General features: G+C 51.6%; 15 protein-coding genes. 7 read left to right on the top strand and 8 right to left on the bottom strand.

The window, feature by feature from the left end:
- Position 1: 1 nt before the first annotated feature.
- From H6F72_RS27920 to H6F72_RS27905, 4 genes are read right to left on the bottom strand one after another with little or no spacing between them, the layout of a single operon-like run.
- Complete coding sequence (locus H6F72_RS27920) at positions 2-2,455, bottom strand: DUF5682 family protein (protein ID WP_190443029.1); 2,454 nt, start codon at positions 2,453-2,455, stop codon at positions 2-4.
- A 46-nt stretch (positions 2,456-2,501) separates the two neighbouring features.
- Complete coding sequence (locus tag H6F72_RS27915) at positions 2,502-3,665, bottom strand: AAA family ATPase (RefSeq protein ID WP_190443028.1); 1,164 nt, start codon at positions 3,663-3,665, stop codon at positions 2,502-2,504.
- A 4-nt stretch (positions 3,666-3,669) separates the two neighbouring features.
- Positions 3,670-5,220 carry a DUF5691 domain-containing protein gene (locus tag H6F72_RS27910; protein ID WP_190443026.1) on the bottom strand — a complete coding sequence of 517 codons (1,551 nt, stop codon included), beginning with the start codon at positions 5,218-5,220 and terminating at the stop codon, positions 3,670-3,672.
- Positions 5,217-6,611 (bottom strand): SWIM zinc finger family protein, encoded by a 1,395-nt coding sequence (locus H6F72_RS27905; RefSeq protein ID WP_190443024.1) that lies wholly within the window; start codon positions 6,609-6,611, stop codon positions 5,217-5,219. Before H6F72_RS27905 ends, H6F72_RS27910 begins: the two co-directional genes overlap by 4 nt.
- A 352-nt stretch (positions 6,612-6,963) precedes the next feature.
- Here H6F72_RS27905 and H6F72_RS27900 point away from each other — a divergent pair, with 352 nt between their 5' ends.
- The 4 genes from H6F72_RS27900 to H6F72_RS27880 all read left to right on the top strand — a co-directional run bounded on the left by H6F72_RS27900 (position 6,964) and on the right by H6F72_RS27880 (position 11,733).
- On the top strand, positions 6,964-7,197 hold the full coding sequence (locus H6F72_RS27900) for a DNA-binding transcriptional regulator (protein ID WP_190443022.1): 234 nt from the start codon (positions 6,964-6,966) through the stop codon (positions 7,195-7,197).
- Between the two features lie 13 nt (positions 7,198-7,210).
- Positions 7,211-10,171 carry an ATP-binding protein gene (locus tag H6F72_RS29905; RefSeq protein ID WP_199299357.1) on the top strand — a complete coding sequence of 987 codons (2,961 nt, stop codon included), beginning with the start codon at positions 7,211-7,213 and terminating at the stop codon, positions 10,169-10,171.
- Positions 10,172-10,257: 86 nt separating this feature from the next.
- The gene (locus H6F72_RS27885) at positions 10,258-11,364 is read left to right on the top strand and encodes a catalase family protein (RefSeq protein ID WP_190443019.1); all 1,107 of its coding nucleotides are present in this window, start codon (positions 10,258-10,260) and stop codon (positions 11,362-11,364) included.
- A gap of 57 nt (positions 11,365-11,421) precedes the next feature.
- A complete protein-coding gene (locus H6F72_RS27880; protein WP_190443017.1) occupies positions 11,422-11,733 on the top strand; it encodes a hypothetical protein in 312 nt (103 codons plus the stop codon).
- A gap of 85 nt (positions 11,734-11,818) precedes the next feature.
- Here H6F72_RS27880 and H6F72_RS27875 read toward each other — a convergent pair whose 3' ends face one another.
- The 4 genes from H6F72_RS27875 to H6F72_RS27860 all read right to left on the bottom strand — a co-directional run bounded on the left by H6F72_RS27875 (position 11,819) and on the right by H6F72_RS27860 (position 15,162).
- The gene (locus H6F72_RS27875) at positions 11,819-12,145 is read right to left on the bottom strand and encodes a hypothetical protein (RefSeq protein ID WP_190443016.1); all 327 of its coding nucleotides are present in this window, start codon (positions 12,143-12,145) and stop codon (positions 11,819-11,821) included.
- A 112-nt stretch (positions 12,146-12,257) separates the two neighbouring features.
- Positions 12,258-12,956: a L,D-transpeptidase gene (locus H6F72_RS27870; RefSeq protein ID WP_190443015.1), complete on the bottom strand. Its 699-nt coding sequence runs from the start codon at positions 12,954-12,956 to the stop codon at positions 12,258-12,260.
- Positions 12,957-13,174: 218 nt separating this feature from the next.
- On the bottom strand, positions 13,175-14,059 hold the full coding sequence (locus tag H6F72_RS27865; RefSeq protein ID WP_370527571.1) for a glycerol acyltransferase: 885 nt from the start codon (positions 14,057-14,059) through the stop codon (positions 13,175-13,177).
- A 41-nt stretch (positions 14,060-14,100) separates the two neighbouring features.
- Positions 14,101-15,162, bottom strand: coding sequence for a tRNA-dihydrouridine synthase (locus H6F72_RS27860; RefSeq protein ID WP_190443014.1), 1,062 nt, complete (start codon positions 15,160-15,162; stop codon positions 14,101-14,103).
- 174 nt (positions 15,163-15,336) lie between these two features.
- Between H6F72_RS27860 and H6F72_RS27855 the strand changes: the two genes are divergently transcribed.
- The 3 genes from H6F72_RS27855 to H6F72_RS27845 all read left to right on the top strand — a co-directional run bounded on the left by H6F72_RS27855 (position 15,337) and on the right by H6F72_RS27845 (position 17,836).
- A complete protein-coding gene (locus H6F72_RS27855) occupies positions 15,337-15,738 on the top strand; it encodes a tetratricopeptide repeat protein (protein ID WP_190443013.1) in 402 nt (133 codons plus the stop codon).
- Between the two features lie 304 nt (positions 15,739-16,042).
- Positions 16,043-16,567, top strand: coding sequence for an HAD-IIIA family hydrolase (locus H6F72_RS27850; RefSeq protein ID WP_190443012.1), 525 nt, complete (start codon positions 16,043-16,045; stop codon positions 16,565-16,567).
- A 432-nt stretch (positions 16,568-16,999) separates the two neighbouring features.
- Positions 17,000-17,836, top strand: a complete 837-nt coding sequence (locus H6F72_RS27845; RefSeq protein WP_190443011.1) for an SGNH/GDSL hydrolase family protein — start codon at positions 17,000-17,002, stop codon at positions 17,834-17,836.
- Positions 17,837-17,887: the final 51 nt, after the last annotated feature.

The raw sequence follows: 17,887 nt of genomic DNA, 5'->3' as shown, positions 1-17,887 counted from the left end.
GCTAATGGGTGTCCTTGACGGCGGTGACAGAATTAATGGGATGATGCAGGGCTAGTTCAATTCCCAGCAGTTGAGCCACGATCGCCAAAATCTGATCGGCGCGATCGAGATCGAAGCTTTCACTTGAAGTTGATGTAGTAAGGTTGGCTGAGCTACCACTTCTGCCTTGCCGCACTTGCTCGCCCATTTGCCGCCGCTCTGGAGCTGAAAAGGTCGAAAAGGTACGACGGAGCAATGGCAAAACCGTTGTGAAATGCTCGGTCGATAGCGTGCTAATCCACTCATCTAAAACCTGCCACGAGGTTGGGTTATGAAGTAACAGCAAACCGCTGCCTTGCAATAACCCTTCTACCCAGGCCGCAGATTGGGCAGGTTCATTGGTGCTGGAAAGGGCAAGACCAAGACGCTGAGCAGTTTCCTCGGCACTGAAAGCCCCAGACTCTAAGAGCAAGCGACAGCAACGTCCCGCTAACAAACCATGTAAGCCTCGCTGATCGGCTAGTTGAGTTAAGACTGCTTGCCAGTCCGCGAGATGTTCTGGCTTTTGCAATAGGGTCACGACTCGATGCATCTCTAGGAGCAAGTTGTACAAAGTCGCAGCCGCTTCATCATTGAGCGAGGCACAAGCCACGGGTAAACCAATACAAACGCGCGTGATCAGGCCATCCACTACTGGGCCAACAATGCCTGTGTCAATTTGACGAACGTTGCCATAGCGCAGCACATTGGCTAGGGGAGGAAGGGCAGCCATGAGATGAGCGACATCACTGGCGATCGCGGCTTCAGCTTGCAGCCGTACCATTAAGTGGTGAATCGCCTCTGGCAGGTTCGCTAATAGAGTTTGGTCAATCAGTCGGGTTAAAGCGGGCAAGTCAGCGGCCCGATTCGCAGCATCACAGACAAAGGCGATCGCGGCTGCTTCAATCGTGTTGCCCCAAATCCCCACCTCAATTAAAGCGATCACAAACTCTGGTTGCCACCGCAAGCGCCATAACTCGTGGAAGGTGCCTTTGCCCCCTGCATTCCTCTGAGGTTTACCCCAACCGATGCCGAACAAACTGAGCCGATGCAGGAGATGCGATCGCTCTAGATCGGTGGGTTTTCGCAAATCTAAATCTAGCGTTTGCTCGGTGGCATCAACTTTCAACCGCAAGCGCTTCTGTTGTCGTAACAAGTCTTGCTGCAAAGGCACCATTGGCGTTTCGTCGGGCACCTCCCCCAAGCGTTCGCCAACGATCAGCTTTTCGTGGATTAGCTTCATTGGCAGCGCATCCCCAAAGCAAAGTACGGTTTGCGTGGCTTCATTTAGTTCCATGAGGCTAGGTAGAGCGCGATCGCGTAAAGCTGCTAACGCTTCGGCTAAGCGTACTGCCTCAATTACACTGGCAGAGGAGGCATCGAGATCTTGTTGCCGCAACAGACGAGCGACGCAGGTCATCCAACTGATGGTGATTTGAGAGGCGGAAGCAGAGCTTGGCTTGTCGGAGATACCTGCTTGCCAAAGGTGATGGTACCAACCGGGGGATTCAATGCCTGCGCCATAACCGCTGCTCATCGCTAGTCGCCCATAAGTCCAGGGAACCCAGGTGGTTTGAACTTTGGTTTTGAGTAGTCCTTTAAGGGTTGCAGTATCCGCTTTTGCGTTTGACAACTCGGCTAAGGCTGGAGCGTGCCAAGCCCCACAAACTATAGCAATCCGCTCTTTGCCTTCCTTCTGCGCGGCCCGGATGGTTTGGCGCATGTAAGCTTCTCGCTTAGCTTCTCGCTCAACCTGGAGCGGATGGCGTTGAGCGAGGCTAGAACTGTAAGCTGGGTCAGCCTCGACTTCGGCACGGAGAACTGTCATCACCTCCAGAATGGCTGCGAACAAATCGGTGCTGTTTTGACGGTGTTCTACCATGTGCTCCCACCAGCGCTCACCATCGCTATAGCCCGCAGCTTGGGCTAACCAGGTAAGAGGATCCGAGATCACAGCCTGACTGGGGTCTGTAGGAGAAAAAGGGCGATCGCCTTCAGGTTGCAGATCTATCGCTGGGTCGGGGGTTAGCTCCTCTGGTTCGGTGGTGGCAATGTTCTCTTTTTCGTCACTGTTTCCTGGTTCCCTGACGGGTTCTTCAAGCGGGCTTACCCCTAGCTGATGCATTTGCGGTAAGTCCATGAACCGGACAGGAATCTGGTGTTTCAGGCCATAGTGCAGGGCTTGCCATTCTGGAGAAAAAACAGCAAACGGGTAATAAACCGCCTGCTGTGGTTGATCTGGGGCATAGATTAGCAGGGCAACCGGAGGCTTCATGTCTGCCTGGGCCAACAGCGGCAAAACATCATCCGCATCAGGAGGTCCCTCGACCAAAATCACATCCGGTTGTAGGGTGTGCAGCGCTTGCAACAAACTTCGGGCAGAACCGGGGCCATGATGCCGAATGCCGAAAATATGAACATTAGAACTTGGTGACATAACTCAAGGGGGTCAGTTTTTCTGGAGATCTCAAGCAGCGATCGCGTTACATCACCTCTCGGCTGGCGCGGTAGAGATCTTTCCACCCCTCTCTTTCTTTCACCACTGTCTCCAGATATTCCTTCCAGACAACCTGATCCTGCACTGGGTCTTTAATCACAGCTCCAACCAGACCTGCCATCAGATCGCTAGCGTTTAAGCTGCCGTCTCCAAAATGGGCGGACAACGCCATGCCGCTGCTGACAACGGAGATGGCTTCCGCCGTACTCAGGGTGCCTGTAGGAGATTTCAGTTTGGTCTTGCCATCGCTAGTCACACCATTGCGTAACTCTCGAAAGATGGTGACGACTCGGCGGATTTCCTCGAGGGCGGGTGGTTCAGCGGGTAACTCCAAGGCGCGGCCTAAGCTAGTCACCCGACGCTGCACAATATTCACCTCGTCCTCAGCGCTATCGGGAACGGGCAGAATCACGGTGTTAAAGCGACGCTTCAAAGCACTAGAGAGTTCATTCACACCGCGATCGCGATTGTTAGCTGTGGCAATTACGTTAAATCCCTTGGTTGCCTGCGCTTCGGTATTCAGTTCTGGGATGGGTAGCGTCTTTTCCGAGAGAATCGTAATCAGTGTATCTTGCACATCTGAGGGAATCCGGGTTAGTTCCTCAACTCTGGCAATCTGCCCTATCTCCATCGCGCGCATCATGGGGCTAGGAACCAAGGCCTGCATGGATGGGCCTTCTGCTAACAGCCGCGCATAGTTCCAGCCGTAGCGAATCGCTTCTTCACTGGTTCCCGCTGTACCTTGAATGAGTAGCGTTGAGTCACCTGCGATCGCGGCAGATAGATGCTCGGAAACCCAGGATTTTGCCGTTCCTGGAACCCCATAAAGGAGCAGAGCGCGATCGGTGGTCAAGGTTGCCACCGCAATTTCAATCACACGACGATTACCAATGTACTTGGGAGACACCTCAAACCCGTTGTCGAGGATACCTCCTAGTAGATAGGTTGAAACGGCCCAGGGAGAGAGCTTCCAGTTGGGGGGACGCTGGCGCGTATCTTGTTTGGCGAGTTCATCGAGTTCATGGGCGAACTGATGCTCGGCGTGCTCTCGCAATAAGGTGGTCTGGGTTGAAGCGATCGCGGGACTAGCTTCGACCGTTGCGGCTTTTTTCGAGGTGCGGGTTTTGGTAGTTTGCTTGCTGTCTGTCATGGTTTCACTTTGATTGCTGGGTAAGGGCCTGTAACATATCTTGCCGGAACTGAAGCAGCGCTAAGAATTTCTCAATTTCTCTAGACCAACAACCCTGATCAGTGCTGGCAGCCCAGTTGCTACGGTTCTCAATGGCTGCGGCTAAGGGGATGGCTTCGGTTAATAAAGAGGGAGGTATCCAGAGGGCAAATTCTTTCAAAGCCTCTAGCAGGTGCCATAAGGGGTGTGCTTCCAAGACAGTGATGTATTGATAGAGCGCGTCCAGCACCGCTCGGCCTAGTTGGATACTCCAGGCTGAACGCACCTGATATAGCATTCGCAATGCGGCTGAATTTTCTATCCCTTTGAGCTGCAAGTGATTGAGCGCCAATGCTTCTTGCTCAGCTTCAGGTAAAAGCGCCATAAGTTGTTGTAAGTCTTCGTCCTGGAGATAGGTCACATCTTGGGTTGTTGCCAGATGAAACTCCAGCAGAGCAGGCACCCAGGCTGGCGATCGCTGGCGAATAGTCGCTTGCTTCCAGCCTTGCCAAAATACTGGAGTCCATTCACTCTGCACGGCAGCTTGCACCAACGCTTCTAGAGTGCATTGGGTTGAAGTCCAAACGCTTAAGGGAGTGGCCGCTACAATCTGCAACAGCCACCAAGCTTTTTCGCCCATCGAGTAGTTATAGGGTACTTTTGGCTCAATCCCATCTTGAAGCAGGTCAGGATCAAGCGCTTCAGGCAGGGTGACTTCTAGGGTTTGGTTCGGGCCAAACTTGATGTAGCGGTGGACTCGTTCTGTCATTCGTTGGCAGAGGCGGGAGTCGGGTAGTCTCGACAACAAATCAGCGGCAACCCGGCGCACATCCTTGCTGCGATCGCTCAACGCCGATTCTAGAAAAGGTTCATCTGCCAAGCTCAACTGGGTTGAAAAAGTTTCCAGAAAAGCTGTTTTTTCGGCGGCAGTTTCTTGTTTCCAGGTAGCTGCCAGGGCATGGCGGGCGCGTTCTGGCTCTTGCGATCGCCAGCGATTCAGCAAAGCTTTTCGAGCGGCACGGTTGCCCGTCTCCCAACTTGTATCCTCCTCAGTCGCCGTAACAAAATTCCAATCCGGGTTTTGGGCTGCTAACCATTGACCTCGCTTACCTAACACAGGCGCAATTGCGGCTTGTAAATCGGTTTTGCGCTGGCCCAAATCCAGCAAAGCAGGCAAATTAAATTCTGGTACTCGCTGCCCTGCCGCCGCTACTGCCGCTAACCATTCTGGTAACACTTTGGCGTACTCTCCGCTTAGCATCAGGCTCAGGTGATGACCCGCTTGAGGACTACACCGGGGTAGATCGTCTAAGTCGCAAGCCGTGGGTAAAGGCTTACGAGCGATCGCGGGCAATTGCCCCACCTGTTGATGCAAAGAGACAGCTGCCGCCGCTCCCAGTAAAGCTGCTTCCGGGTTGGCAGCATCTAAACGCGAGAGCAATTCACCCAGCAAGCCAGTCTCAGCAGGCGGAGTAAACGCTTGGCGCTCTGTGCCCAAAAGCGCCGCTGTCACAAGAGTTTCCCAGGGCGAAGTCATAGAGCATCACCCTTCAAAACATAGAATTTGTTTTCTGTCCAAACGCTGAGCGGCAGTAGCGTCTCTCCTTCCCATTCGGCAAACAGCGCTACCGGATGCCCTCCACTCAGGGCCAGCAATTGCCAGCTTCCAGAAAAGCGATCGCTAAGCTTGAGGAACCGTCCCTCCGAGTCCTGCACAAACCAATGATTGCCTTCACAGACTGGAGTTACCGCTTGGAGCGCAACTGGAAACCTCTCTAGCCAGGGATTGCAGCTCATTGCCTGAGCATAAGCTTGCAAGGCGATCGCAATGGTTGGATAACCTGGCATCTCCTGCATTGGAGTTGGAGCGTGGTGGCGAGTTTTCAGCAAGGCTCGGAGCGGGTAAGCGCTAGGATAAAACACCAATTCTGCATCCAAAACTGTGCCTGCAATCAAGCTGGCATCCATCGGCTGCTTGCCGTGAGCAAAATCGAGCAATAGGGCGCTGCGTTGGCTCTCTTGACCCCAAAGCCAACTCCGCCGAATTCGCAGACGGTCTTCTTCGGTGTGATGTTGTCCTAGGACTAACCAATGGTCACGCAGTATCTCTTTTGAACCATCACGCCCTGCGTTTTGAAGTTCATTGGGTAGCTCTGTCGCGATCGCCTCTGTCAATAACTCGTCTTGAGTTTGGGTCCAACCAATTAAACTCCGGATGTCGGCCTGAGTTTCAGCGGGTAGCGACTCCAAGCGCTGGAACCCTTCTAGCAGCAGGTGAAGTTTTCCTAGACGGCTCAGCAATCGTTCTGCCCACCCTGACCCCGAAGACGGAATGCTTGCCATTTCTCGCAGTTGTCGAGCCAATCCGGGTGCTTGGGCATCTACCAGCCGAGCTGCGGGCATGTCCCAAAACTGATAAGAATTTTGTTGCACCGTCGCTAACCCATGACGAGTTAGGTCATGAAGCCATAGTTGCAAATCTTGAATACCAGCCGTGACCTTAGCCGCGCGAGCGCTAGCCCGCTTTGCCTGAGCAGCCGCATCAATCGGTTTGGATTGCTCTTGTTTTTGTTTTTGCGTGCGCTTTTCTTGACGCTGTTGGCGAGAACTCAGCCACTCTTCAACCCAGGACGGCGGCGTGCCAACACTAAAGGCAGTGGATTGCTCGGCCCAGACCAGAAACAGCCCTAAGCCATGTTTACAAGGAAACTTACGGCTGGGGCAACTGCACTGAAACGCGGGTTCGCTCAAGTCAATCTGCGTTCGATAGGGGTTTTTGCCACTGCCTTGACATTCTCCCCAAACTGCTAGCTCTACTTGGCCCAACACAACCCATTTGCGAATGCTCGCTAAGCCTTTGCCGTTCTTAGCAGAACTTGCATCGGGGGCTAGTGCCAAGATTTGCTCAGCGGTCCAGGTCGCAGACATCAGTGGGATCTCCAACGCTTACCAAAATAGGTGGCTCTAAAAAAGCTCCAGAGGCTTAGAACATGCCAGTTCTGTTAACACCAGATGGGGCAGACGCATAATTCTGATTAACAGTAAACCCAAATTGCTTCGCTCTCTACCAAAGAGCCTCGGCATCCTTTACTTCATTACTGTGGAATTCCTCGGCAAGCAGTAATGCCAACAGTTACAAAAATAAGATCGATCTCGACTTTATTCCTGTAACGAGTGTTCCTTAGACGAGATAGCAACGTCTTTCCTGTGTCTTCTGAGGGAGAAAGCTTTTTATACCACGTGGTATAGCTAGTGAATGCTGTTTTATGGTTTGTGCCTTATGCCTGCGATCGCCGCATCGGAGCTAGCGGATCTCGTGCGAGAAACGCGACAACGGCTAGCACTCTCCCAAGTCAAGTTTGCCGCGAAGCTAGGAGTTTCATTTCAGAGCGTCAATCGCTGGGAAAATGGGCGAACCAAGCCCTTACCCATCGCGTTGAAGCAGATTGAACAATTGCTGCATCAGATGGGTGAAACTGGCAAAGATTTGCTCGCCAAATACTTTTCAGAGTAAGGATGGAGACTGTATGACTGATAGCCTTCGTCGCTCTGTCGCTTCTGACAAGTATTTATCTCAAAACATCACTCAAAACACCGCTCAGGGCAGCGCTGAAGCTGAACAGGTAGAGCCAACAATGGCACGAGGCCAAAGTCAGGATTTTGATCAGCAGATTCTTGAAAGTAGCGATGACTGCATCAAGGTATTGGATTTAGAGGGGCGAATTCTGTTCATGAGTCCGCGAGGGCAAGCGCTGCTTAGCATCCAGGACATTACGCCGTTTCTGAATACATCCTGGACTGAGTTCTGGCAAGGATCGACTCAGGCTGTGGCAATCCAGGCGATCGTGAAGGCTAGAGCGGGTAAAGTTTGCACTTTTCAAGGATTTCGTCCAACACTGAGCGGCGAACCTAAGTGGTGGGATAACAAGATTAGCCCTATTCGGGGAGCAAATGGGCAAGTTGAAAGGCTGTTGTGCATCTCGCGAGACATTAGCGATCGCGTGCGCGCTGAAGACGAACGCCAGCAAGCAGAAAAAGCCTTGCGCGAATCGGAAGCAAAGTATCGATCGCTGTTTGAGTCGATCGACGAAGGCTTTTGCTTGATCGAAGTTTTGTTTGATGAAATCGGAAAAGCAGACGATTACCGCTTCCTGGAAGCTAACCCGCTGTTTGAGAAACACACGGGACTGGTGGATGCGATTGGCAAAACAATGCGCGAATTAGTCCCAGAGCATGACGCATACTGGTTGGAGGTTTACGGCAAAATTGCGCTAACAGGTGTAGCGATACGCTTTGAGAACTCTGCTGAGGCGCTAGGACGTTTTTTTGATATTTACGCCTTCCGGGTCGGTGAGCCGCACGAGCGCAAAGTGGCAGTTCTGTTCAATGACATTAGTGAACGCAAACGAGCAGAAGAAGTTTCACGGCGTGCTGCCGAGTTTGATGCCTTCCGGGTTGCTCTGACCGATACCCTACGCCCACTTGCTGACCCAGTGGAGATTCAGGCTACAGCTAGCCGAGTGCTGGGTGAATATCTCGGTGCGAACCGCGTGGCCTACTTCGAGGTTTGCGGTGCTGATTACGTGGTTGAGCGTGACTACGTCAACGGTGCCGACGCGATCGCTGGCGGCTATCCCATTGATTCATTTGGACCCAAGCTGCTTGCGGCGTTCCGTGCGGGTCGTACGGTGTACATGCCCAATGTGGCAACCGATCCCAACCTATCCCCAGCCCAACGGTCAGCCTACGCTGCGATCCAGATTGGAGCCTACATCGGCATACCGCTGGTCAAGGGTGACGAATTTGTAGCGGTATTAGCAGTCCACATGGCTGGACCGCGAGACTGGACACCAGACGAAGTGGCTTTAGTAGAAGAAGTCGCCGAGCGGACTTGGGCAGCAGTCGATCGGGCCCGCACCGAAGCAGCCTTACGCGACAGTGAAAACCGCTTCCGCATGGCGATCGAATCTGCTCAGTTAGGGACCTGGGACTGGGATTTGATCACTAATCAACTGATTTGGGATGAAGGTTGCAAAGCCATGTTTGGCTTACCCCCAGAAGCGGAGAGCAGCATTGAGAGCTTTTTTGCAGGTCTACACCCTGATGATCGCGAACGATTAGAAAAAGTAGTGCAACAAGTTTTGAACCCAGCCAGGGGCGGCAAGTATAGCGTAGAATATCGCACGATCGGGATTCAAGATGGGGTTGAACGGTGGATTACGGCAAAAGGACAAGTTTACTTTGATGCTGCCGACCAGCCACAACGCTTTATTGGCACTGTACTCAATATCACTGAGCAAAAACATATTGAGGCAGAACGCGAACACCTCCTGACCCGTGAGCAAGCTGCCCGAGTCGAAGCCGATCGCGCGAATCGGCTCAAAGATGAGTTTTTGGCAGTACTCTCCCATGAATTGCGATCGCCCCTTAACCCAATTTTGGGTTGGTCAAGGCTCTTGCAGAACGGCAAGCTAGACGCAGCCAGAACCCAACAGGCGTTGAAGACCATCGAACGCAATGCCCAACTGCAATCGGAATTGATTGAAGATTTGCTCGATGTTTCCCGGATTCTCCAAGGCAAGCTCAACCTTGAAGTTAGCGCGATTAATCTGATCTTCATCATTCGAGCGGCGATGGAAACGGTACGGCTAGCGGCAGAAGCGAAGTCAATCCAAATTGAGAGCAACCTTGACCCAGATGTGGGATTGGTTTCTGGAGATTCTACTCGGTTGCAGCAAGTGGTTTGGAATCTGCTCTCCAATGCGGTAAAGTTCACGCCAAACGGAGGGCAAGTCAGGATTCGGCTAGAGCGCTTAGACTCATACGCTTACATTACAGTCGGTGATACTGGACAGGGAATTGTCCCTGACTTCCTGCCCTATGTGTTTGACAGCTTTCGGCAAGCTGATGCCACTACAACACGAAAGTTTGGCGGGCTGGGATTAGGGTTAGCGATCGTGCGGCACTTGGTCGAACTACACGGAGGCACGGTCGGAGTTGAAAGCCCAGGGGTTGGCATGGGTGCTACCTTTACCGTCAGACTTCCACTGATGCCCACACAGGCGATCGCTACTCAGAGCCGTCAATCGCCAGAATCTGACTACGATTTGCATGGGGTTCAGGTTTTAGTGGTGGATGATGAACCGGATTCACGAGAATTCGTGGCCTTTGTGTTGAAGGAAGCTGGAGCCACTGTGCTGATCGCAACGACTGCTGCTGAAGCCTTGACCATGCTCATCCACTCTAGGCCAAATGTGCTGCTGAGTGACATCGGGATGCCAGATATGAATGGCTACATGCTGATGCAACAGGTAAGAGCGTTGTCGCCAGAGCAAGGTGGGCAAGTTGCAGCGATCGCCCTGACTGCTTACGCTGGAGACTTCAACCAGCAACAAGCACTACAAGCTGGGTTTCAACAGCATGTCTCCAAACCAATCGAACCCAAAAAATTGATTGAAGTAATTTCTAGCTTGATTCAAGCTACTTGATTCAATCTGTTTGAAGGCAGACTCCATTTCAGATTGTTAAACTACGACTGTCTAGAATAATCCCCTCAACCTGACCAGGAACCTTAATGCCCAGCCCCAGAGAACAATACGTTCGCTACTCGGACGATGTAGAAGTCAAACAACCCGACGAAGACAAGCTCATTCACGAAACCTTAGACTCGGTTGGCCGCATGGGGCAAAGGGTGTTTGACAAACATCGCCATGCCATGCGCGGTGCCCATGCCAAAGGACACGGTGGGCTCAAAGGGGAACTGACGATATATGACAACCTGCCTACACCGCTAGCGCAGGGCTTGTTCCGTGAACCGCGAACCTATCCTGTAATGATTCGCTTCTCAACCTCTCCCGGTGACATCATGCCCGATGGCATGTCTGCGTTTCGGGGGATGGCCATTAAGGTCATCGGCGTAGAAGGTTCTAAGCTATTTAGCTCTGAACCAGACGCACTGACCCAAGATTTTTTGATGATCAACCGCCCGGTTTTTCCATCGGGAAATGTCGCTCGCTACCTCAATGAGCAATTACTTCAAGAAAAGGTTGTGGTCCGTGCCCCTGAGGAGGCGCAACAACTTCTGACCACTGCCCTACGCACTGTGAATGCCGTCACCAAAAAGGTAGGAATAGACCTCTACCCGACTGCGTTGGGGATCACGGTGCCAGAAACCCACATTCTGGGAGAGACCTACTATACGACTGCTGCCTTGCGTTATGGAGACTATATTGCCAAAATTAGCGCTGTTCCCATCTCAGATAGTCTTCAGCCACTCGTGGGCAAAACGGTCGAAACCAATGATTCTTCAGTTCTGCGCGATCTGATTGTCGATTTCTTCCGTCAGCAACCTGCCGAGTATGAACTGCGTGCTCAGCTTTGCACCAATTTGGAGACGATGCCGATCGAAGATGCCTCGATTCCGTGGTCCGAGCAGGAAAGTCCCTATCAGGCGATCGCCAAGCTCACAATTCCAGTGCAGGAGGCGTTTAGCCCCGCGCGGCGTGTTTATGTGGATGAAGTGCTATCGTTCAACGCCTGGCACTGCATTGCAGAGCATCGACCACTTGGTTCAATCCAGCGAGTCCGGAGGCAGGTGTACGAAGCCTCCAGTCGTTACCGTCATGAGATGAATCAGCAGCCGAAGGGTGAACCACGCAGCATTGAGGAAATGCCTGATTAGAAGGGTGGCGAGAGAGAAAATGAATCCTAAAGCATTTAAATCCTTTACCCAGACACCATGAACTATTCTTTCCCCCCAGATCTTCAGCGATCGATTCAGCAAAGCTTGCAGGAAATTGCGTCACAGATGGGGAAACCGCTGAACGAGGTGGCAGCAGAACAGCTATATGAAGACGCTAATGCCCTGCTGAATCATGTGCCTCATGAACCCCTCACCTTGGCACGAGTGGCAGGCACACTGCTAGTGTACCAAGGGCCAAGCACAGAACCAGAAGAGTTAGAGTGGTTCAAATCTCAGGTGCAGCAATGCTCTAGTGATGAGGAGATTGAGGAGTTGATGGAGTCACTGCATCGGATTGATGCGCTGTAACAGAGGCCAACTGGATATACAGCTTTTCGCCAAAATGACTCAACACCTAACGAGACTTCTCACGGCGTGAGCTTCCTGGCAGGATTCACACTCTACCGAGGTTAAGTCCCAGCATCAGCATACTCAACAATACAATCAAGCCAAGCGATCGACGAAAGTAGTTAACTCCCTCAAACAGTTCCTGCCAGGCCCAAGTAAACAAAGCACCAAACGCGACTAAATCGAATGCGGTCTGGATTTTGCCACTAGGAAGCACGGATTGCAGAACAGTTGCTGTCAACCCAACCAGGAGGGGGAGATTGGGCATCTGAGCAATCACGATCTTGCCTTCACTGTCTCGAAAGGTGCGATCAAACAATGTACTTTGCTTGGCCTCAAGTTTTTCTGGCTTACTGCTCAATTGAGATGACATATGCCTTACCTGAAATACGACTGAAGCTCAATGTTATGGGTGTTCACATGGCAGTGCCTATATCGGGAGGTAGGTTACATTGCTCCCACAATTGCGGATTTAGCATCCTAGCTTAATCCACAATTTTAACGGCGGTGCCGAGCTGGACCCATTTTTGCTCAATCAACTGTTTCAAGGTATCGGGGGCCAGATGCACGCAACCCCCAGAATTCGCTTGGCCAATATTCTTGGGATTAGGAGTTCCATGCAGCGCGATCGAAAACCAGTACGGCGTTGAAGCAAACGTGCTCATCTTAGGGCCTGTAATTGTGGTTTCTGAGGTGAGTCCGATATACCCGTCGCCATAGGCTTTGTCTGGGCTACCATTGCCATCAAAGTCAAGCCGACTCATGTTCTGGAATAGCTGAACCAAACCTTGCGGTTGAATCACCAGGGGACGAAATTGCGGATTTTGAGCGAAACGCTGCACATTCTGGCTCGCGATTTGGTTGTAAGCAGATTTTTTGTAGAGAATTAGGTCTACTGTCATCTCACCCGTCGGCGTTACTAGGTCAGCCATGTCCTGTTTCTCCTTCATGCCACCCTGCCCAATCCCGATCGGGGCTTCGTACAGGCGATCGCCCTGACTGTTGAGTACTTCCAGGCGCTTATCGCTGCGGTGAATTACGAGAGAATAGGTTGCTTTCTGTTTGTGACTGGCGATTGAAGAATTCCCAACCAACTCAACAGGTTGTTTTGTCGCTACAGCAGTGCTTGTCTCTGGACGCTGAGGTTGCTCAGCTCTGGGGGCAGTGCAAGCAAAGAGTACCACTGGGAGGAGCACCAAACTTCTAGGAAAGGTTTTGGAAGTTTTGATCTCCCTGTTTTTGATCTTTCTGCTAAATACCTGGCTCAATAGTTGAGATAGTCCTGATCTCCTAGTAGACATTGACATTTCTGACCTCTGATTCAGAGAAGCGCTAATCAACGATGTTTTTCAGTGAGTTGTTCTAATTTCCTACGTTACACCCTGGGGTAAAACAGGTTAAATCATGGCTGATCTTGGCGCTTTGCAACTAAATCATCCAATTCGCTTTGCATGTGGGCTCGTACTTGTTCGTAGCAGGCATCGACATAAGCGCGATCGCAGGCAGCGACTCGTCCATAACGCTCAAAGACGACTGGCGCACAGACACGGGTTTGAATTGGCACTGGCAGAGGGAAGTTAGGCAACGGACCGATTCCCACTCCCCAAGGCAGCCCCAAGTAGATAGGAAATACCCCAGTGTTGCCATCCAGTCGCCAAGGAAATCCCCACTGATGAAATTGCTGCATCTGTTCATAAAAGTCGCCTAAAACCATCAGCGTTTCATGCGCCCCATGAGAAACCACAGGCACAATCGGCGCTGACTCTCGCAAGGCCAGCTTAATAAATCCTCGGTGTCCTGCCAGGTGAATGCGATGGCGCAAGCTATATGGACGAAACATATCTTGGGCACCTCCCGGATAGACCAGTAGAGCCGCATCGGCTTGCAAGGCCGCGATCGCCATTTTCGGATGAGCCTGAATCGCTCCCACCTGCGCCCCTGGAACCGCAAAGATAGGAGTTTGCCAAGCGGTCGGATGCATCAGAGCATAGGCGGGACGCTCAGTGCCAAATCGCCGAAACCAATCGAGCATGACCATTGAGGTATCAGGTGACGCCAAGCCTCCATTATGGGAGCCCACAATCAACACCTTGCCGCTAGCTGGCATGTGCTGCCACCCTTCTGTTTCTACCCGGAAGTAGTAACGATAGAACCATTCCCAGATCGGCATCCAAGCTTTGATCGCTTCAGGATCACGATCTTTTAAAGACCAACCATTAAAGCGATGAAAATGGCGATCGCGGACATCGGTACCGAGCCATGAAGTCATCTGTTGCCAGAAATTCATAAGATGTTGAGATCAGTAGATAAAGTATCAAAGGTAAAGTATCAAGCACAGCAATCTTGGGGAGTTTCACAAGTGGGACGAGCGACCAGCCCCGGATATGGCTCCAAAGCGAATTCTGTCTCTGGGTTGCTTAATAAATGGCGAGCGCAGACTGCCAAGAGTTCCGTTTCCGTCCGAGCTTGGCGCATCTCCCTTAAGAAGGCTCCCGCAACATCAACACTTTGAGCAATAAAGTTGAGATACATCTTCATGTGGCTGACCCGCGCCCGCTCTGGCACCATTGACGCGGTTTGGGTTTGGCGCAAGCGCTCAATGTAATCGTGAACGGCACTGAGAGGAACGCCAGAAACAGGCTGACCGTTCAAGGCTTGGCGGATTTGCTGAAAAATCCAGGGGTTACGAATAGCAGCCCGACCAATCATCACTCCTGCGGCTCCTGTCATCTCTAAAATAGATAGGGCAGAGGTGGCGGAGGTCACATTACCGTTGGCTAACACTGGGCACCTAACTCGTTGGACGGCGTGGGCAATCAGGTCGTAGTGCACAGCGCTATGATACTTCTCCTTCACCGTACGACCATGCAGGCTCAATAAGTTGATGTCGCATAAATTGATCAGGTCGAGGAGGCGATCGAAGTGGTCTGTGTTGTCGAAGCCAAGCCGCATTTTGACAGTCAGCCGCCCTGCCACAGCTTCCCGTAACTCGCTCAGAATTCGTTTCACCTGTTCTGGGTCACGCAACAACCCGCCACCAACGTTCTTGCGATAAACTCTGGGAGCTGGACAACCCAAGTTAAGGTCGATGCCTGCAACCGGATAGTGGCTTAACTCGCGGGCTATGCGTACTAAGTCAGGAATGCTCTCCCCAATCAGCTGCGCGAAGACTGGGCGACCCGTCGTGTTTTCTGTAATCGATCGCAGAATCTTTTTATTGAGCGTAGAACTAGGATGAACGCGAAAGTACTCGGTAAAAAAGTAATCGGGACAGCCATAGTGAGCCAGCACGCTCATGAAGTGTAAATCGGTCACATCCTGCATGGGAGCTAGGGCTGTTAAGCTAAGTCCCGGACAAGTTGACAACGGCAGGATCTGAGAGAGTGACATTTACAGGTTCGCTTGCAAGGCCGAAGGGGTGGAGATTGTCTCAAGACTGGATCACCTGAACCATCCTATCAGGAATCGATCTGCACCGATCTGGACCGATCTGGTTGATTGGCGCTGCCGTTCTGCATATTCGGCATAATGGAGGAGAACGGATTGAATTGAGTGGGCGATCGCATGACTTCAGCAGAAGCAGAACTAGAGATTAACTCTGCGGTACAGTGGCAAGCGCAAGGCTGCGATCTTTGTGCGGCTGAGCAATACCCAGCGGCGATCGCAGCGTTTGATATTGCTTTAAGCCTAGAGCCGAATAACTGCCAAACTTGGAACTACCAAGGTAATGCTTACAGTGCCCTACGGCGACAAGCAGAAGCCCTAGCTTGCTATGACAAAGCCACGTTCATAAATCCGCTATATCACCAAGCCTGGTTCAACCGAGGTCTGTTGTTGGTAGAGATGGGAGCGTATGGCTCGGCCCTTGCTGCCTATGATCGAGCCATTACCCTACATCCTGATCCTTGCTATCTCCATGCCAGAGCCGATATTTGGCTGAAGAAAAAATTGACCCCCTTTGCCTAAGCCACTGTAAAACGGTCATCCGAATTAGGCCAGCCACAAGTTACTCCACAGGTTACTCAGGGTCAACAATTGGGCGATCGCTATATTGAGCAGTACGCCAAGCCTGATTAGTTAGCCCAAACTGTACCCTGAGCGATTGGCCTCTATTCAGGTAGTGATAGAGCCTGTAGGCTTAGCTACCAAGCGCGATCTCTCCTTAGGGCTGATGAATTGTGCTGAGCAAATTATCAGTATGGAAAGTAGGGCTGACAGCAATTGAGCTTGTGGTTGGTCTAAGTGTTTCGGCGATCGCAGTTTTCTTATTATGAGCCTTCTTCTTCTCGACCTCGACGGCACCATCCGCGAACCCCTAGATGGACAGCTATATTTGCAGCACCCGCAAGACCAACAGATCATTGCTGGGGCAGATCTAGCGATCCAGAGCTATCCCGCAGATTGGCTCATCGTAGGCATCACCAACCAAGGCGGTGTTGCGGCTGGGCACAAATCCATCAAGCAATGCATTCAAGAACAGCAATATACCCTACAGCTCATTCCTCAACTAAAAGAAATCTACTTCTGTCCTGATTTTGAAGGCAGAAAGTGCTTCCGCGTGACTCGCCACAATGTCCACAACCACAGCATAACGAAATGGTTCCGCCAGTATCGCAAACCTAGCCCTGGCATGCTGAAGTTGGCGATGGTCAGACACAATCACTTACCAGAAAACTGCTTGTATGTGGGCGATCGTCCCGAAGACGAACAAGCCGCCCAACGAGCAGGCATAACTTTTCAATGGGCTTGGGCCTGGATAGCAAGACATCGAGCTGAGATGGCTTTGAAGATTTAACCGCGATCGCCCAGCTCAACCAGAGAGCTAGATCTAAACTGAGCCATCTTTGTCAGATAGATACTGTTTCAAGTAGATTTCTCCCTCAATCTTCCTTTTACGGGTGACTGGGGCAGCACCGCCTGTAAACGTCTCTGAGACTCTGCATGAATATTGGACCGGAAGTCTGTTAGTAAGTCACCGCTTAGGAATTGGTATTAGCTGTAGTGCTACAGGGTAGAACAATCCTCTCCATTTAGTACGGTTTATCTCCTCCGCACTTACTAGCGGAATGGCTAGAGTAGAGCAAGTGTCAAGGGCGATTCCAGGATGCTTACAGGCTCCCATTTGGGTAATCCAACCTAGCTCTCCTGAGCAGAAGGTTTGAATAGGAAGATTTTGAACGTGATAAAAAAAGGACTTTTAGCAGTAATTCTGGCGTTTTTGGGTTTTATGGTTGCACTGACACTATCCACTCAAGGTTCCACTCCCATTAATCAGCTCTATGTGTTTGGAGACAGCCTTTCAGATGTAGGCACTGTGTTTCGGGCAACGGGAGGGATGTATCCGCCTCGTCCCACGTATTACCAAGGGCGCTACTCAAATGGTCGAGTCTGGGTGGAGTATCTGGGCGATCGCCTCTCTTTATCTAATGCGCAGACGAGCAACTTCGCCTATGGTGGGGCCACAACTAGCAGCGATCGCAGCAGTTTAGTTCCGGGGCTGCTCAGCCAAGTCAACTCATTTACCCAAACCCATTCAAAAGCAGATTCTCAAGCTCTGTATGTGTTGTGGGCAGGGGCAAATGACTACTTGCAAGGAGTCAGCAACACCAATGGCCCGATCCAGAATATTACTCAGGCGATCGCATCGCTGAACAAAGTGGGAGCGAGAAAGATCTTAGTGGCAAATCTACCAGACTTGGGGCAGCTTCCTTCTACCCGGAATGGAGGCCAAGCTAAGACTCTCAGTGCCTTGAGCCAAACCCACAATCAAGGCTTACGGCGATCGCTCAAAGTGCTGACTCAGCAGCATCCCGATTTACAGATTGCGACTCTAGATGCCAACACGCTTTACCGAGAAGCCATCAGCAATCCAACCAAGTTTGGCTTTACCAATGTCACTGGTGGATGTTTAGCAGGTTCTAATGCTTGTGGCAATCCTAATCAGTTTTTGTTTTGGGATGGCATTCACCCTACCACAGCAGCGCATCGAATTTTGGGTGAAGCGGCCTTCTCAACCATTCAAGCTGAGGGAATAGCCAGCTCCCGCTCAGCATTGCTGCCATAAAATTTCTACTACTTTTTTGCAGCTCCTAAGCCCTTCCAGCGATCGCCTTAC

Source organism: Trichocoleus sp. FACHB-46 (assembly GCF_014695385.1).
Classification (GTDB): Bacteria; Cyanobacteriota; Cyanobacteriia; order FACHB-46; family FACHB-46; genus Trichocoleus.
Note: the sequence above shows the minus strand (reverse complement) of the source record. Positions and strands in the feature narration are given on the sequence as shown.

Excerpts from the sequence above, each read along its gene's own strand:
- H6F72_RS27880 (WP_190443017.1), top strand. The coding sequence starts at position 11,422 with ATGAACTATTCTTTCCCCCCAGATCTTCAGCGATCGATTCAGCAAAGC.
- H6F72_RS27865 (WP_370527571.1), bottom strand. The coding sequence starts at position 14,059 with ATGAATTTCTGGCAACAGATGACTTCATGGCTCGGTACCGATGTCCGC.
- H6F72_RS27905 (WP_190443024.1), bottom strand. The coding sequence starts at position 6,611 with ATGTCTGCGACCTGGACCGCTGAGCAAATCTTGGCACTAGCCCCCGAT.
- H6F72_RS27885 (WP_190443019.1), top strand. The coding sequence starts at position 10,258 with ATGCCCAGCCCCAGAGAACAATACGTTCGCTACTCGGACGATGTAGAA.
- H6F72_RS29905 (WP_199299357.1), top strand. The coding sequence starts at position 7,211 with ATGACTGATAGCCTTCGTCGCTCTGTCGCTTCTGACAAGTATTTATCT.
- H6F72_RS27850 (WP_190443012.1), top strand. The coding sequence starts at position 16,043 with ATGAGCCTTCTTCTTCTCGACCTCGACGGCACCATCCGCGAACCCCTA.
- H6F72_RS27845 (WP_190443011.1), top strand. The coding sequence starts at position 17,000 with ATGGTTGCACTGACACTATCCACTCAAGGTTCCACTCCCATTAATCAG.
- H6F72_RS27860 (WP_190443014.1), bottom strand. The coding sequence starts at position 15,162 with ATGTCACTCTCTCAGATCCTGCCGTTGTCAACTTGTCCGGGACTTAGC.
- H6F72_RS27910 (WP_190443026.1), bottom strand. The coding sequence starts at position 5,220 with ATGACTTCGCCCTGGGAAACTCTTGTGACAGCGGCGCTTTTGGGCACA.
- H6F72_RS27920 (WP_190443029.1), bottom strand. The coding sequence starts at position 2,455 with ATGTCACCAAGTTCTAATGTTCATATTTTCGGCATTCGGCATCATGGC.
- H6F72_RS27875 (WP_190443016.1), bottom strand. The coding sequence starts at position 12,145 with ATGTCATCTCAATTGAGCAGTAAGCCAGAAAAACTTGAGGCCAAGCAA.
- H6F72_RS27915 (WP_190443028.1), bottom strand. The coding sequence starts at position 3,665 with ATGACAGACAGCAAGCAAACTACCAAAACCCGCACCTCGAAAAAAGCC.
- H6F72_RS27855 (WP_190443013.1), top strand. The coding sequence starts at position 15,337 with ATGACTTCAGCAGAAGCAGAACTAGAGATTAACTCTGCGGTACAGTGG.
- H6F72_RS27900 (WP_190443022.1), top strand. The coding sequence starts at position 6,964 with ATGCCTGCGATCGCCGCATCGGAGCTAGCGGATCTCGTGCGAGAAACG.